The organism is Herbaspirillum sp. NPDC101396 (assembly GCF_044767365.1).
Taxonomy (GTDB): Bacteria; Pseudomonadota; Gammaproteobacteria; order Burkholderiales; family Burkholderiaceae_D; genus Herbaspirillum.
In genome coordinates, this window is record NZ_JBIWNT010000001.1 from 323,433 (window position 1) to 339,378 (window position 15,946).

A 15,946-nucleotide genomic window follows, 5' to 3' on the forward strand; every position below is an offset into this window, starting at 1 on the left:
AGATGCGTTTCCACCCCCAGCGAGCGCCTTGTCGTGGGCGTGAGTGCGCGTCGCGTCGCATGAACTGGAGGCGCGGAGCGGCATATAATCGCGCCATGCCGATACTTTCCCTTTCCCGCCCCTTGTCGCAGCATCAACTGCTGCTGCGCCTGTTCTGGATGCGCTGCGTGACGACGCTGGCGCAGGCTTTGCTCGTGGCCAGTGCGATCTACGGCATGGAGCTGAGCCTGCCGCTGACGCCGCTGTGTACCGTGCTCGGGCTGATGCTGGTGTTCAACGGCCTGACATGGTTGCGCATGCGCCTGCCGCAGCCGGTGCGCGAGCCGGAATTGTTCTTCCAGCTCTGCATCGACGTCAGCGCCTTGTCGGCCTTACTGTATTTCACGGGTGGCGCGACCAATCCCTTCGTGTCCTTTTACCTCCCGGCCCTGGCCGTGGCCGCGGCAGTCCTGCCGTCGCCATATGCGTTCGGCCTGGCGTTGTATTCCCTCGCGTGCTATTCGGCGCTGACGTATCTGTATCAGCCGCTGCACATCCATGATCACGACCAGGCCACGGCATATCACCTGGCCGGGATGTGGGTGAACTTCGTGATGTCGGCGGCCTTGATCACGTGGTTCGTAACCCGCATGTCGGCCACGGTGAGGTCGCGCGACGCCCAACTGGCGCAGGCGCGTGAGCAACAGTTGCAGGATGAACGCATCGTTGCGCTCGGCACGCAGGCCGCCAGCGCCGCGCATGAAATGAGCACGCCGCTGGCGACCGTCGCGGTGATCGCGGGCGAGCTGCGCATCGAGGCCGGACGGAACAATGCGCTGACCATATACCGCGACGATCTGGCCGTGGTGGAAGAGCAGATCGCAGTCTGCAAGACGGCGCTCGATCGTATGGGCATGGATGTGCAGGTGCGGCAAGCCGATACGGCTGCGCCGGTCAGCCTGAGCGACTGGCTGCGACATTTCGTCGATAGCTGGCGCCTGCGCCATCCGGCAGTGTCGATTCGCCTGACCTTGCCGCAAGGCGTGCCGGATCTGCTTGATACGGCGCCGGCGCAGGACCGGCAACTGATCGGACAGGTTGTGCAGACCCTGCTTGACAATGCCGCCCAGGCGGTCTCTGAAAACGGCAAAGTCGACGTAGTGCTGAGTCTGCAAAAAGACGCCGTTGCAAGTTCGACGATGAATTCAGCTATCATTCGCGTCGCCGACGATGGTCCCGGCATCGCGCCGGAATTGCTGAAACGTCTCGGTTACGAGCCTGTACGCAGCAGCACCGGCGGCAAGGGGATCGGCCTGATGCTGGCCTTTGCCACGGCGCGCCAAATGGGCGGGAAGCTGACGCTTGCCGCCGCGACCGGAACGGCAGGGCGGGGCGCCTGCGCGACGCTGGCCTTGCCGCTGATCTCTCCCAACCGTCTCCTCCTCAACCAGAAGAAAACATGAGCGCAGCCTTCCTGATCCTCGACGACAATGACGTGTTCGCCTCCACGCTGGCGCGTTCACTGTCGCGCCGGGGATTCTCTGCGACTGTCGCGCACAGCGGCGAAGATGCGCTGAAGGCCGCCGCTGAAACCGATTTCGCCTACGCTACCATTGACCTGCAATTGCAGCAGGATTCGGGTTTGCAGTGGATCGCGCCGCTGCGCGAAAAACTTCCGCACGCGCGGCTGCTGGTGTTGACCGGTTATGCCAGCATCGCCACCACGGTGCAGGCAATCAAGGCCGGCGCCGACAACTATCTGGCCAAGCCGGCCAACCTCGATTCCATCCTGTCTGCGCTGGAGCACAGCGCCAACGATGCTTCCACCGACCTCGACAACACCGACACCGCCGCACCGCTGTCGGTAGAACGCCTCGAGTGGGAGCACATCCAGCGCGTGCTGGTGGAAAATCAGGGCAATATTTCTTCCACGGCGCGCGCGCTGAACATGCATCGCCGCACCTTGCAGCGCAAGCTGGCGAAACGCCCCGTCGCCAAGTAAGTTCGGTGCGTGCGATAGCGCGCAAGCTGCCGCTATCGCACGCTGCGACAATCTGTCGCATTCCCAAGCCGCACCTGAGCCTCTAGCATGGCCCCCTTTATTCCATGGGGGGAAACCATAGTGAAGAAGTTTTTCCGGCAGGTGCTGTCATTGCCGCGGCGACGCGCGATCGCCGTTGCGGTGCTCGGTTTGTGCAGCGGCGCGAGCTTCGCGGCAAGCGACGTGCTCGAGACGATCGAAGTGCGCGACACGCGCGACGAACCCAACGAAAAACTTCAGCTCGACCAGCACGCTTCCACCGCCAGCCGTCTCGGCCTGAGCGTGCGCGATACCCCCGGCAGCATCAGCATCATCGACCGCGCCGCCATCGAGGCGCGCGGCGCGAGCGACACGCAGCAGATCCTGCGCGGCATTCCCGGCGTGACTGCTTCGGCGCCGCCGGGGCAGGCCGGGTTCGTCTCCTATCGCGGCTTTTCTGCATCGCAGATCACGCAACTGTTCAACGGCATCACCGTGCAATACGACTCGATCTCGGCGCGGCCGATCGACAGCTGGATCTACGATCGCGTCGAAGCGGTCGGAGGCGCCTCCGGCTTCGTGCATGGCGCGGGCGCGGTCGGCGGAGCGATCAACTACATTACCAAACAAGCCAATCGCGACGGCGACCTGGCCCAGCTGTACGGCAGCTACGGCTCGAACAATTCATCCGTCGTGGCGGCAGGGCTCAATCGCAAACTCAGCGCCGGAGACGGACAGGGCGTCACCAACTATTTGCGCATCGACCTGAGCCGCAGCGGCAGCGACGGCTATGTCGACGGCGAGAGGCGCCGCGCCTTGACCGGCGCCTTGTCGCTGCTGACCGACATTACGCCCCAGCTCTCGCACACGCTCGCCTACGAATACCAGCAAGAGCATGTCGATCGTCCCTACTGGGGCACGCCGCTGCTGAACCCGACCACCGGAACCGGTCGCATCGACCCGGCCACGCGCTTCAAGAACTACAACGCCAATGACGGCGTGTATGAGCAAACCGTGGAGTGGTTCCGCTCGATCGTGGATTACCGCCTGTCCGACAAGACGTCGTTCAAAAATACTTTTTATCACTATGACGCGCTGCGCGATTACCGCAACGTCGAGGTCTATCGCTACAACGCAAGCAACACGCAGGTGGTGCGCTCATCGGCCTTCCTGCAGCGTCACGATCAGGAACTGACTGGCAATCGATTTGAATGGCAGCATCGCGGCCAGCTCGGCTCGCTGGAATCGGAATGGGCCGGCGGCGTCGACTACAGCGTCAACCGCATGACGCGTTTCCCGCGCACGGTGGCCGGACCGATCAGCAGTGTCCATCCGCTCAATTTCAGCACGGAGACTTTCTTTTCGATTCCCGGCATGAGCTCCGACTTTGTGCCGGACCGCAGCAATCGTGTCACCACGATTGCCGCTTTCCTCGAAAACCGCACGCGGCTGTTGCCGTCGCTGGCGCTGGTGACCGGCTTGCGTCATGACCGCATTGAGCTCGAGGTGGAAAACCAGCGCACCGTCAGCGTCACCGATCCGGCCTATTTCAAGAACACCTATCGCCCTACCACCGCACGCGCCGGGCTGGTGTGGGATATCACGCCGACAGCCAATCTGTTCGTGCAATACAGCACGGCCGCCGATCCGCCGGCCGGCGTGCTGACCACCGCCAACTTCAGCCAGGTCAGGAATTTCGATTTGACTACGGGCGACCAGGTCGAGGCCGGCAGCAAGTTCGACTTCTGGGACGGCCGCGGCAACGCGACGATTTCCGCGTATGCCATCACGCGCAAGAACCTGGCCGTGACCGACTCGACCAATCCCAACCTTACGGTGCCGGTCGGTCAGCAGTCCTCACGCGGGGTGGAGCTGGCGTTCGGCGTACGTCCGGTGAAGCGTCTGCGCGTCCAGGGCAATCTGTCGCTGGTGCGCGCACAGTACGATAATTTCACTGAAAGCGTCGGCGGCGTCGCGGTCTCTCGCGCCGGCAATCGTCCGACCAATACACCGGCGCGGGTCGCCAATCTGTGGCTGGATTACGCCTTCCTGCCCGACTGGAACGCCGGCTTCGATGCACGCGCGGTGTCGTCGGTGTACGGCAATACCGCCAATACGGTGAGCGCGCCGGGGTATGCGATCTTTGGCGCCAGCCTCAGCCGCAAGCTGAACAAGGCGACCATCACCGCCCGTGTCAAGAACCTGACCGACAAGGTCTACGCCGACAACATCACCAGCACGCCGATGTTTTATCTTGGCGCGCCGCGTACGTTTGAAGTCGCCTTGCTGGCGAATTTCTGAGCATGCAGCGCGCCAAACGCTGGCTGTTCCTGATCCATCGCTGGCTCGGGATCGTCGCCTGCCTGTTCATGCTGCTGTGGTTCGTCAGCGGCGTGGTGATGATGTACGTCGGCTATCCCAAGCTGACCCAGTCGGAGCGGCTGGCGCGTCTGCCGGATCTCGATGGTGCTCGCTGTTGCATCTCGGTCGGCGAGGCGGCACGCGCATTGCCTGCCGACGCGCGGCCGTCGTCCATCGTGCTGACCAGTGCGGCGGGAGGACCGCAATATCAGTTCGGCGTCGGCAAAAAAGTCATCGCAGTTGACGCGCTCAGCGGCGCGGCCGTCACCGATATCGGCGCCAAGGATGCTGTGGCGGCGGCCCACGTTTTCATGCCCGACGCTACGCCGCGCTACGTGGATCGGGTGGATGAAGACACCTGGACGCACACCCGTGGACTCGACCTGCACCGGCCGCTGCATCGCGTACAGATGGGCGATCCCGAGCAGACCTTGCTCTACGTCTCCAGCACCACCGGCGAGGTCGTGCGCAAGGCGACGCACACCGAACGCGTGTGGAATTACGCCGGCGCCTGGCTGCATTGGCTATACGCGTTTCGCGGTGGTCCGCTCGACGGCGCATGGAGCCACATCGTCATCTACCTGTCGCTGGCGGGCGTGCTGGTCGCCGTCAGCGGCAGCGTGATCGGCATCTGGCGCTGGCGTTTTCGAGGGCGTTTCCGTTCCGGCGCGAAGACGCCGTACCGTGAACCGGTGATGCGCTGGCATCATCTGATCGGACTGGCGTTCGCCGGCATCACGCTGACATGGGTGTTCAGCGGCTTGATGTCGATGAATCCATGGGGACTGTTCAAAGGCGGCGGTGTGGAACTGAACCGGCGCGCTTATGCCGGCGCCGTGCTTGATCCGGCAAGCTGGCCGCTCGGCAGCAGCGATGCACTGAGGTTGTTGCCGCCGTCGTGGCAAGCGCGTGAATTGCGCTGGCACATGCTGGACGGCAAGCCTTACCTGATCGCGATCAACGGCGCTGGTCGCACGCGCATGATCGACGCGTCGGAACACCATGTCGACGATGCTGTTCCACAAGAACAAGTCATGCGCGCGGCGGCGAAGCTGATCGATGCGCCGCTGGCCGGCAGCGAACTGCTGCAACGCGAAGACGCGTATTACTACAGCCGCGAAGCGCACACCATGATGGGCGGCATGCGCCATCCCTTGCCGGTGTTGCGCCTGCGCTATGCCGATGCGGCGCAGACTTGGGTGCACATCGATCCTGCCACCGGCGTGGTGCTCGGCAAACTGGATGGCACGCAACGCGTCAAGCGCTGGCTGTTCGCCTTCCTGCACAGCTGGGATTTGCCGGTGTTGCTGTCGAGCCGGCCGTTGTGGGACATTGCGCTGATTCTCCTGAGCCTGGGCGGACTGGCGCTGAGCCTGACCGGCGTGGTGATCGGGGTGCGCCGCCTGCGGCATTGACGTTCGTGCGAGCGGTGCCTGGAAAGGCCGGCAGCGGGGCGATGGCGTAAAATAGCGCCCATCATGTATATCGACTCCCATTGCCATATCAATTTCCCCGAACTCGTCGCGCGCCTGCCGGATATCCTCGGCAAGATGGACGAGAACCGCGTCAGCCATGCCTTGTGCGTCTCGGTGAATCTTCCCGAGTTTCCGCAGGTGCTGGCGCTGGCGGAGCAATATCCGCATATCTACGCCTCGGTCGGCGTGCATCCCGACTATGAAGACACGCCGGAGCCGAGCGTCGAGCAACTGGTCGAACTGGCGGACAATCCGCGTATCGTCGCCATCGGCGAAACCGGGCTCGACTATTTCCGCCTGCAGGGTGATCTCGAATGGCAGCGCGAACGTTTCCGTACGCACATCCGCGCCTCGCGCATCACCGGCAAGCCGCTGATCATCCACACGCGTTCGGCCTCGGAAGACACCATCCGCATCATGCGCGAAGAGGGCGCCAATCCGGAAGCCGGCGGCGCCGCCGGCGTCATGCATTGCTTCACCGAGTCGCAGGAAGTGGCGGATGCGGCGATTGAACTTGGCTTCTATATTTCCTTCTCCGGCATCGTCACGTTCAAGAGCGCCAAGGCCTTGCAGGAAGTGGCGCGCACGATTCCGCTGGAACGCATGCTGATCGAAACCGATTCGCCTTACCTGGCGCCGGTGCCGCATCGCGGCAAAACCAACGAGCCGGGCCTGGTGCGGCACGTGGCGGAGTTCATCGCCGATTTGCGCGGCATCCCGGTGGAAGAGGTGGCGCGCCACACGACCGAGAATTTCTTCACGCTGTTCAAGATGGTCAAATGAGGGTAGCCCGCATGCCGAATCGCCGTTTCTTTTCCATTCATGCCGCAGTGTTGGCGCTGAGCGCGTTGTCCCTGCTTGCCCCAGCACATGCCGGTACCTACGAAGACTATTTCATCGCAGTCAAGATGGATGCGCCGCGGGAGCTGCAAGACCTGATCAAGCGCGGTCTCGGACCGAACATGGTCGAACCGCAGCGCGGCTATTCGGCGCTCATGCTGGCTATCCGCGAAGATTCGATGAAGGCCTTCAATGTCTTGTTCAATACGCCTGGCATCGATCTTGAAGCGAAGGCCAAGAACGGCGACACGGCATTGATGGTTGCTGCGTTCTACGGCAAGACCGATGTCGTCAAGCTGCTGCTGGACAAGGAAGTCGAAGTCAATCGTCCCGGCTGGACCGCACTGCATTATGCCGCCATCAACGGCCGGCCCGAGACCATCAAGCTGCTGCTGGATGCCTCGGCTTATATCGACGCCGAATCGCCCGACGACAAGATGACGCCGCTGATGCTGGCGGCCGTGCGCGGCCGTACGATGGCGGTGCGTTTGCTGAAGGAAGAGGGCGCCGACGTGACGCTGAAGAACGCCGACGGCATGACCGCGCTGGACCTGGCGCGTCGTTTCGACCAGAAGGAAACCGTTGAAGAACTGACCGGCAAGCACACGCCGTGGTCGCAGCAAAAGCCGGAGTAAATTCCCTTCACTTCAATCGTTCTGCAAAATAAAAAATCCCGGCGATGCTTGCGCAAGCCGGGATTTTTATTTGCTGCCTTGAATGAGATATCAGCGGCGGATCAGGATTTGCGGACCGACGTCCTTGATGTCCTTGGTGCCGGTCAGGGCCATGCTGACGTCGAGTTCCTTGTGCAGGATTTGCAGCATCTTCGTCACGCCTTCGCCACCCATGGCGCCCAGACTATACAGGAAGGCGCGGCCGATCATGGTGCCCTTGGCGCCCAGCGCGGTGGCCTTGAGGATGTCCTGACCGCTGCGGATGCCGCCGTCGAACCAGACTTCGATCTGGTCGCCGACTGCTTCGGCAATCGCCGGCAGCGCTTCGATGGACGACATCGCGCCATCCAGCTGGCGGCCGCCGTGGTTGCTGACGACCAGCGCATCGGCGCCGGTTTGCGCCGCCAGCTTGGCGTCTTCGACGTCGAGGATACCCTTGAGGATCAGCTTGCCGCCCCATTGTTCCTTGATCCAGGCGACGTCGTCCCAGTTCAGGGTCGGATCGAACTGGCTGGCGGTCCATTGGCTCAGGGTCTGGATGCCGCTACCGCCGCCGGTGATGTGTCCGGCCAGGTTGCCGAAGGTCTTGCGGCCGGTCAGCGCGCGCAGCGCCCAGCCCGGCTTGCTGGCCAGGTCCATCAGCGTGTCGAGCGTCAGTTTCGGCGGCACCGACATGCCGTTCTTTAGGTCCTTGTGGCGCTGGCCGAGGATCTGCAGGTCGAGCGTGAGCACCAGTGCCGAGCACTTGGCCGCCTTGGCGCGATCGATCATCGACTTGACGAAGCCGCGGTCGCGCATCACGTACAGCTGGAACCAGAATGGTTTGGTCGTCACGCTGGCGACGTCTTCGATCGAACAGATGCTCATGGTGGACAGCGTGAAGGGGATGCCGAATTTTTCCGCCGCAATCGCGCCCAGCATTTCGCCGTTGGCCCATTGCATGCCGGTCAGGCCGGTCGGGGCGATCGCCACCGGCATGGCGACGTCGTGGCCGATCATGGTGGTGCGGGTGGAGCGCTGGTCAACGTTGATCGCCACGCGCTGGCGCAGCTTCAATGCAGCCAGGTCGCCGGTGTTGGCGCGATAGGTGCTCTCAGTGTACGAGCCGCTGTCCGCGTAGTCGTAAAAAGCCTTGGGAACCCGTTTCTTTGCGAGCACGCGCAAGTCTTCAACACAGGTGATCACGGGCATGTTTCTTCTCCAAAATAGGTTAAATCTATGAAATTTGACCGTATCGTAGATCAAACCGGCGCGTCATGGGGTGAATCCCTTTGACAGAAAGATGAAAAGTTTCGCTGAATAAAATTCGTGCAGGCGCAGACCGCTTACGAGAACAGCGCTGCTGCAGCAACCCCGCTGCGCACGGCGGCTTCCAGCGTTGCCGGATAGTCGCCGGCAACGTAGTCGCCGGCCAGCGCCAGGCCGGCGGGCATGCCGGTATTGTCCGGCCGCAGCAGTCCGGGTGTGCAGGAAAAGGTCGCGCGTTTTTCCGAGATGACTTTGCTCCACAGTGGCGTCTGCAGCAGAGGATTGCCCAGCTGGCGCGCCAGTTGTGTGGCAATGCCGTCGGTCATGGCAGCGTGACCCTCTGCAATGGCGTCGCCGGCGGCGCTGACCACGACCGCCAGCAAGCCGGCATCGGCGGCAACGCCGTTGAGCTGGCCGCGATCAAACACGAATTGCCCCCAGGCGGCAAGCCCGGCATCGTCGGTCAATGCGAAGAAGGGTTGTTCCAGTCTGACCACCGCCGGGTATTGCAGATAGCAGGTGGTGATCGGTTCGTAGGCGAACGCGCGCAGCGTGGTCGTGTCGCACAGGCCGTCGAGCAGATTGGCGGCGGCTTCCGGCGCGGTGGCAATGACCACGCCGTCGAATGATTGCGCGTCGGCATCTTGTTTGAAAGCGACGTTCCATCGTCCCGGCGTCGATGCCGAGATGGAGGCAACGGCCTGGCCGCAGGTCACGCTGCCGCCGCGGCTTTCCACAAAAGCGGCCGCCTGCTGTGGAAACAACGCGGTCAAATCGGTGCGCGGAATCAGCATGTCGGAGGCGGCGCGGCGTGCGCCCAGGCTGTCGCGCAGCACGTTCAGGAATATCTGCGCCGAAGCGCGCTGCGGCGGCGTGTTGAGCGCGGCGATGCACAGCGGCGTCCACATCAGGCGATTGAGCCGGTCGGTCTGGTCGAAACGGTCCAGCAATTCAGCGACGGAACAATCCTCGTGCAACTGCCAGCCCATCCAGCGCGCCGTGGTCGAGAAGCGCGCCAGCGCCAGCTTGTCCTCGCGCGCCAGTCCGGTGGCGCGGAACAAGGCGAGCAGCATGTGCCACGGCGCCGGCAGCCGCGGCGCGACGAAATCCATGCCGTCGGTGCCGGCCGGATAGCGCATCTGCAAAGGCAGGCGCAGCATCGCGCGTTCGGCGTCGATGCCGACGGTTTTCATGAGAGAGAGGGTGGAGCGGTAGGCGCCGAGCAGGATGTGCTGGCCGTTGTCGAGCGTGCGGCCGTCGACGTCTACGCGGCGTGCGCGGCCGCCGAGGGTGCGACCGGCTTCGAACAGGCTGACGCGTTTGCCTGCTTTGGCGAGGATGACGGCAGCGGCGCATCCGGCCCAGCCGCCGCCGATGACGGCGATGTGATCACTGCTTTTGTTCTCAGGGAATGTTCCCATTCTTGATCCGGTCCGGTAATTCCCGCTGCTGCACTTCTTCCCATGCCGTTACCTGGCCGGCGGAAGACACGTACAGCCGCAGGTAAGTGTCGAGCGACAATTGCTTGGTCGCCGTGAAGGTCAGCGTCTTCTGTGCGCCGCTTTCGCCGACGGCCGGCAACCTGTATTCATAGTATTGCCTGACGTAGGCGCCCGGCAGGATCTTCTTGCCCGGGTCGACCACGTAGACATAGAACTCGTCCTTGCCGACGCGCTTGAGCAACTCGTTGAAGCCCGGGCTCATCAATACGCAGGCGGCGAAGGCGACACCGGCGAGCAGCGATAGTACGTAAATGCGTTTCATGCTTCGGTCCGTCAATTTCGGAAAGTGAATTGACGTCCCGACCGCGCTAAAGTTCAGCCGCGAATATAGGTTTTCCAGGCCAGCCAGAGCTTGCGTATCGGCGTGAGCGAAATGCGCTGATTCAGCACGTGAAAGCCGTCGCGCTCGATTTCAGTGAGCAGCGTGCGGTAAATTGCCGACATCATCAGACCGGGACGTTGTGCACGACGGTCTTCTTTTGGCAGTAATGCGAACGCCTCATCGTAAACACGTTGAGCACGCTCCACCTGGAATCGCATCAGCTTCTCGAAATTTTCGCTGTGACGTGCATTCAGGATGTCGGCGGCAGTGACGTTGAATTGCTGCAATTCGTTGACCGGCAAATAAATGCGACCCTTGCGTCCGTCTTCGCCGACGTCGCGGATGATGTTGGTGAGCTGGAACGCCAGGCCGAGCTTTTCGGCGAACAGTAGCGTGCCGCCCTGGGTCACGCCGAAGATGCTGGCCGACAGGATGCCGACCACGCCGGCGACATGCCAGCAGTAACGCTGCAAGCCGGGGTAGTCGAGGTAGCGGGTCTGGTCCAGGTCCATTTCCATGCCGTCAATGATGGCCTGCAGATGCTCGCCCTTGAGGCCGTAGGTCGCCACGTGCGGCTGCAGCGCCAGCGTCACCGGATGGCTGGGGTTGCCGTTGAGCATGGAGGCGATTTCCTTGCGCCACCACATCAGCTTGGTGCGCGCCACGCCGGCATCCTCGATTTCATCCACGGTGTCGTCGACTTCGCGGCAGAACGCGTACAGCGCGGTAATGGCACGGCGGCGTTCCGGCGGCAGGAACAAAAAGCTGTAGTAGAAGCTGGAGCCGCTTTGGGCGGCTTTTTGCTGGCAATATTCGTCAGGAGACATGGGGTGGGATGAGGTAAAAAAGCGGGCGCCGCGAGGTCGCCGTCATGCAAGAAGCCGCTATGCTAGCCGACTAGGGGGCCGAGGGCAATCTGCTTCGCGTTCCGACATGGGTGCGCACCTTCGTAATTGCAGTGAAAGCTGGTTGCAGCAGCAGACGTTGTACATTAAGCTGAGGGCAACGAGGCATGACTGAGGACCGGCGGCAAGTTCGACGGGAACTGCAGAAAATCATGCCGATGCTGTTGATAAAAACACAAAACGACAGACGCATTGCGCGACTGGGGTGAGCAATCAAGGCGAGGAGACCATTTCTTCATGAACAGACTGGAAGCTTTCAGAAGCATTGCAGTGCAGGCCGGACGGGGCGAGTTGGTGTTCCCGACCAACGTCAATGCATCGATCAAACTGCAGCAGGCCCTCAACGATCCGAATTGCCACCTCGAGGCGGCGTCGAAACTGGTGATGGCCGAGCCCTTGCTGTCGGCGCGTACCGTGGCGATTGCCAATTCGGCTGCCTACAACCGTTCCGGCGGTGAAATCAACAACGTACGAACGGCCGTCATGCGGCTGGGGTTCAAGACCCTCAACGCCATCACGACGGCAGTCATCGTGCGCCAGCTCGGCCGCAATATTTCGGACCCCGAGATGCGCGTCAAGGCGGCGCAGCTGTGGGAGCACACCGCCAACGTTGCGGCTTTGGCGCAAGTCATTGCACTGAAGATGACGCGTCTCGATCCGGAGACCGCCATGTTCGCCGGCATCGTGCATGAAGTCGGCGGCTTCTATCTGCTCTCGCGCACCGATGAATTCCCCGGCCTGCTCGATGGCAACGCCGAAGACTGGGCGGAATACGGCGAAAAGATGATCGGTCGCGCCGTTCTCAAGAAGCTGGGCATCCCCGAAGCCGTGGTGGCAGCGGTCGAATCGCTGTGGCATGGCATCCGCGTGCTGCCGCCGGAAACGCTGGGCGATGTGCTGCTGCTGGCCAAGGAGTTGTCGCCGGTGCCGTCGCCGTTCCAGAAGAGCGTGCTTGAGGCTGGTCGCCAATCCGACACCATCGTTGATGAATACATGGGCGATGATTCGCTGCGCGACGTGCTGGAAGATTCCGCTGATGAAATCCGTTCGCTGACTTCGGCGCTGCTGATCTGACGTGACCTTTCGGAAACAAAAAAGGCAGCCCTGAAACGGCTGCCTTTTTTATTGCGCGAAATGAATCGCAAATGCGTCACAAATGAGTCGCATCAGGCGCTGCGCAGCAGACGCATCTTGAAGTTGCGGCCCTTGATGTTGCCTGCCTCAAGCTTCGCGCAGGCCTTCTCGGCGATGCGATGGTCGAGCGCGACATAGGTCGAGAATTCAAACACGTTGATCTTGCCGACCTGTTCCTTGCTCAGGCCGACGTCGCCGGTGAGCGCGCCCAGCAGGTCGCCCGGACGCAGCTTGTCCTTCTTGCCGCCCTGGATGCAGAGCGTGCGCATCGGCGCGCGCAAGACCTTGTCTTCGTTGGTGTCGAGCGCGTCGAGATCGAACCACTGCACCGATGCGTGCTGATATTCCTCGATCAGCTTGACCCAGCGTTTTTCGTTCGGGGTGCACAGGTTCAGCGCCAGCCCGCGCTCCTGACCGCGGCCGGTGCGGCCGATGCGGTGGATATGCACTTCGGTGTCGCGCGTGACGTCGACGTTGACGACCGCGCTCAGATTGGCGATGTCGAGGCCGCGTGCCGCCACGTCGGTCGCCACCAGCACCGAGCAGCTCTGGTTGGCGAACTGCACCAGGATTTCATCGCGTTCGCGCTGTTCCAGATCGCCGTACAGGGCGAGTGCGCTGAAGCCTTGAGCGCGCAATTCATCGGCCAGTTCGCGGCAATGGATCTTGGTGTTGCAGAAGGCCAGCGTCGACACCGGCTGATAATGCTGCAGCAGGCGCGCTACGGCGAAGTTGCGCTGTTCCGCCGAGACTTCAAAGAAGCGCTGCTCGATCTTGTCGCCGTCATGGCGGGCCTCGACCTTGATCTCTTCCGGGTCGCGCAGGAAGCGTGCGCTGGCCTTGCGGATGTCATCGGGATACGTGGCCGAGAACAGCAGCGTCTGGCGTCGCGCCGGGCAGGCGCTGACGATGCCCTCGATGTCTTCGTAAAAGCCCATGTCGACCATGCGATCGGCTTCGTCCAGCACCAGCGTCTGCACGGTCGACAGATTGATGGTGCCGCGGCCAATGTGATCGCGGATGCGGCCGGGGGTGCCGACCACGATATGGGTGCCGTGTTCAAGTGAAGCGATTTGCGGGCGCATTGCAGTGCCGCCGCACAGTGTCAGGATCTTGATGTTTTCCGTGAAGCGCGCCAGGCGGCGCAACTCGTTCGAGACTTGGTCGGCCAGTTCGCGCGTGGGACAAACCACCAGGCCCTGGATCGCGAAATAGCTGGGATTGAGCTTGTGCAAAATGCCGATGCCGAACGCCGCCGTCTTGCCGCTGCCGGTCTTGGCCTGCGCAATCAGGTCGCGTCCCTCGAGCGCCGCCGGCAGGCTGGCGGCCTGGATCGTGGTCATCTCGTGATAGCCGAGCTGCTCGAGATTGGCGAGCATCGCCGGCGTCAACGGCAGGCTGGAAAAGGAAGATGAGGTCATGATCGGAGCAATCGAATGGGAGAGGTTCAGTCTAACAGGGCGTGGTCGGCGACTGTGCGACAACGCGGGTGTAAAAGCGAGCGCGCAAAACAAAAAGCCTTTGACGTCTAAACGCCAAGGGCTTTGATATGCCTGCTGATTCATTTTTTGGAAACTGGTTGCGGGGGCAGGATTTGAACCTACGACCTTCGGGTTATGAGCCCGACGAGCTGCCAGACTGCTCCACCCCGCGTCTGAGGGACCGAATTCTACAGAGCATCGTTTTGAATAGCAAGAAATCATTTCCGCAGAGGGATAAATAAGCGCTGAACGTGGACGCAGGCGCGCGCCGCGCATACACTGCGCGCTTGATGAACGATCAGATGGACGAAGGCGAGGGCGAGCAATGAGCAAGATGACTTATGAGGAATACCTGGACGAAGTGACGACGCTGATCACTGAGCTGTATGACGTCGCCGATCCTGATGCGATCAAACTGGTGGTGCAGGCGCAGGCCGCCGAGTTCTTCGTCGCGCACGACGATAACGAAAATTTGTGCACCGAGGAGCGAGCGCTACAGGATGCGCGCACGATCTATAAACAGAGCCGGAAGAAGCGTTGAAGCAAGCGCTTTAACAATAAGTTTCAAATGCTTGAGAACCATCCTGAGTTTTTACCTTCTACTACAAGTGCCCCTCGCAAAGCCAGACTGGAAGCGGTGTCCGGCGGTGTCTGACAGACATCGTGAATATGTCGGAGATTCGCTGTCAGTCGTTGTGATGCGACGGATTCATTTAACCAAGTAAAGGAGATTCACTCATGAAAACACGTCAGTTCATCATTGCAGCGGCAATGCTTGCCGTCACAGGCGGCGCCATGGCGCAACAAGCCAGCACCACTGAAGCAACATCTCCCGGCGTGACCGTTCCTGCATCGGCAGCCAACGGTGTCTCCAATGATCCGTATGTGCAAAAGCGTCAATCCGACGCCGACGCCAAGGCGGAATACAAGACACAGAAGAAGTCCATCAAGCAGCAAGCCAAGGCTGACAAGAAGGCCGCCAAGGCTGACCTGAAGGCGGAGAAGAAGGAAGCCACCGCCGAGCGTAATGCCCAGCTGGCTCAACCGCAGCCGAAGACCGACAAGACTCCGTAATCGTGCTTTAGCGTTTTCTGCTGCTTGACGAATGCCGCGACGCATGACCTGCGTTGTCGGCAATAAAAAAGCCTCTTCGATGAAGAGGCTTTTTTTCGTCCACACGACAGCGCGCCGTATCACATCGTCAACGCGCGCCACAGCACCAGCAGCCAATCGCGTTTGCCCAGTTTCGGCCGGCGCGTGAAGATGTCGCCCTCGGCTTGCTCCAGGCGTTCGAGGATACGCAGGCCGCCTTGCACCACCATACGCAACTCCCAGCCGATCCGTCCCGGCAAGCGGCGCGCCAGCGGTGCGCCTGACAGCATCATGGCGCGCGCGCGGTTGATCTCGAACTGCAGCAACGCCTGCCAAAACGGGCCGGCATTGGCTGAAGCGATGTCTTGCTCACTCACGCCAAAACATCCCAGGTCTTCCAGCGGCAGGTAAATGCGCTGCTTTTGCCAGTCAATGGCGACGTCCTGCCAGAAATTGATCAGTTGCAGCGCCGAGCAGATGGCGTCGGAGTCGCGCAGGTTTTCCGGCGTGGCGGCGTCATACAGATGCAGCATCAGCGTGCCGACCGGATTTGCCGAGCGGCGGCAGTAATCCAGCAATGCATCGAAATTCTGATAACGCGTCGTCACCACGTCCTGTCTGAAGGCCGACAGCAGATCGCGAAACGGCGCCAGCGGTAAGCGGTACGCGCGGATGACCTCGGCCAGCGCCGCAAACATCGGATCGGTGATGGGGCGGCTCGCGTCTATATCGTCAAGCGTCTGGTCGTATGCGGCCAGCGCGGCCAGCCGTTGCGGCGGCGTGGCGTCGCCTTCGTCGGCGATGTCGTCGGCGCTGCGGGCGAAGGCGTAGATTGCCTTGACGGCAGGGCGCAGACGCGCGGGAAGCAGTACCGAAGCGACAGGGAAGTTTTCGTAGTGGTCAACGGCCATGC

General features: G+C 61.8%; 15 protein-coding genes and 1 tRNA gene. 9 read left to right on the forward strand and 7 right to left on the reverse strand.

Going from position 1 to position 15,946, the window contains the following annotated elements:
- The first annotated feature begins 95 nt into the window (after nt 1–95).
- From ACIROY_RS01455 to ACIROY_RS01480, 6 genes are all read left to right on the forward strand, one after another.
- Nucleotides 96–1,442, forward strand: a complete 1,347-nt coding sequence (locus ACIROY_RS01455) for an ATP-binding protein (RefSeq protein WP_402271849.1) — start codon at nt 96–98, stop codon at nt 1,440–1,442.
- Nucleotides 1,439–1,981: a response regulator transcription factor gene (locus ACIROY_RS01460; RefSeq protein WP_402271846.1), complete on the forward strand. Its 543-nt coding sequence runs from the start codon at nt 1,439–1,441 to the stop codon at nt 1,979–1,981. The genes ACIROY_RS01455 and ACIROY_RS01460 overlap by 4 nt, the downstream gene beginning before the upstream one ends.
- A 120-nt stretch (nt 1,982–2,101) precedes the next feature.
- Nucleotides 2,102–4,300 carry a TonB-dependent receptor gene (locus ACIROY_RS01465; protein ID WP_402339092.1) on the forward strand — a complete coding sequence of 733 codons (2,199 nt, stop codon included), beginning with the start codon at nt 2,102–2,104 and terminating at the stop codon, nt 4,298–4,300.
- Nucleotides 4,301–4,302: 2 nt separating this feature from the next.
- On the forward strand, nt 4,303–5,775 hold the full coding sequence (locus tag ACIROY_RS01470; RefSeq protein WP_402339094.1) for a PepSY domain-containing protein: 1,473 nt from the start codon (nt 4,303–4,305) through the stop codon (nt 5,773–5,775).
- A gap of 63 nt (nt 5,776–5,838) precedes the next feature.
- Complete coding sequence (locus ACIROY_RS01475) at nt 5,839–6,618, forward strand: TatD family hydrolase (RefSeq protein ID WP_402339096.1); 780 nt, start codon at nt 5,839–5,841, stop codon at nt 6,616–6,618.
- Nucleotides 6,619–6,629: 11 nt separating this feature from the next.
- Nucleotides 6,630–7,310 (forward strand): ankyrin repeat domain-containing protein, encoded by a 681-nt coding sequence (locus ACIROY_RS01480; protein ID WP_402271838.1) that lies wholly within the window; start codon nt 6,630–6,632, stop codon nt 7,308–7,310.
- 90 nt (nt 7,311–7,400) lie between these two features.
- On the opposite strand, the gene ACIROY_RS01485 is transcribed toward ACIROY_RS01480, so the two are convergent.
- From ACIROY_RS01485 to hpnD, 4 genes are all read right to left on the reverse strand, one after another.
- Complete coding sequence (locus ACIROY_RS01485) at nt 7,401–8,540, reverse strand: L-lactate dehydrogenase (RefSeq protein ID WP_402339097.1); 1,140 nt, start codon at nt 8,538–8,540, stop codon at nt 7,401–7,403.
- 134 nt (nt 8,541–8,674) lie between these two features.
- Nucleotides 8,675–10,018, reverse strand: a complete 1,344-nt coding sequence (gene hpnE / locus ACIROY_RS01490; protein ID WP_402271836.1) for a hydroxysqualene dehydroxylase HpnE — start codon at nt 10,016–10,018, stop codon at nt 8,675–8,677.
- Nucleotides 10,002–10,361, reverse strand: coding sequence for a YxeA family protein (locus tag ACIROY_RS01495; RefSeq protein WP_402339099.1), 360 nt, complete (start codon nt 10,359–10,361; stop codon nt 10,002–10,004). Before ACIROY_RS01495 ends, hpnE begins: the two co-directional genes overlap by 17 nt.
- Before the next feature lie 53 nt (nt 10,362–10,414).
- A complete protein-coding gene (gene hpnD / locus ACIROY_RS01500) occupies nt 10,415–11,248 on the reverse strand; it encodes a presqualene diphosphate synthase HpnD (RefSeq protein ID WP_016832581.1) in 834 nt (277 codons plus the stop codon).
- Nucleotides 11,249–11,563: 315 nt separating this feature from the next.
- Here hpnD and ACIROY_RS01505 point away from each other — a divergent pair, with 315 nt between their 5' ends.
- Entirely contained in the window at nt 11,564–12,400 is an 837-nt protein-coding gene (locus ACIROY_RS01505; protein WP_402271833.1) for an HDOD domain-containing protein, read from the forward strand.
- A gap of 92 nt (nt 12,401–12,492) precedes the next feature.
- Here ACIROY_RS01505 and dbpA read toward each other — a convergent pair whose 3' ends face one another.
- Nucleotides 12,493–13,881 carry an ATP-dependent RNA helicase DbpA gene (dbpA, locus tag ACIROY_RS01510; protein WP_402339101.1) on the reverse strand — a complete coding sequence of 463 codons (1,389 nt, stop codon included), beginning with the start codon at nt 13,879–13,881 and terminating at the stop codon, nt 12,493–12,495.
- 155 nt (nt 13,882–14,036) lie between these two features.
- A tRNA-Met gene (locus tag ACIROY_RS01515) sits at nt 14,037–14,113 on the reverse strand.
- Nucleotides 14,114–14,266: 153 nt separating this feature from the next.
- On the opposite strand from ACIROY_RS01515, the gene ACIROY_RS01520 reads away from it, so the two are divergent.
- Both ACIROY_RS01520 and ACIROY_RS01525 read left to right on the forward strand, forming a co-directional pair.
- Nucleotides 14,267–14,482, forward strand: a complete 216-nt coding sequence (locus ACIROY_RS01520; RefSeq protein ID WP_402339103.1) for a hypothetical protein — start codon at nt 14,267–14,269, stop codon at nt 14,480–14,482.
- Between the two features lie 197 nt (nt 14,483–14,679).
- Nucleotides 14,680–15,015, forward strand: coding sequence for a hypothetical protein (locus ACIROY_RS01525; protein ID WP_402271829.1), 336 nt, complete (start codon nt 14,680–14,682; stop codon nt 15,013–15,015).
- 119 nt (nt 15,016–15,134) lie between these two features.
- Here ACIROY_RS01525 and hpnC read toward each other — a convergent pair whose 3' ends face one another.
- Nucleotides 15,135–15,944, reverse strand: a complete 810-nt coding sequence (gene hpnC / locus ACIROY_RS01530; RefSeq protein WP_402339104.1) for a squalene synthase HpnC — start codon at nt 15,942–15,944, stop codon at nt 15,135–15,137.
- Nucleotides 15,945–15,946: the final 2 nt, after the last annotated feature.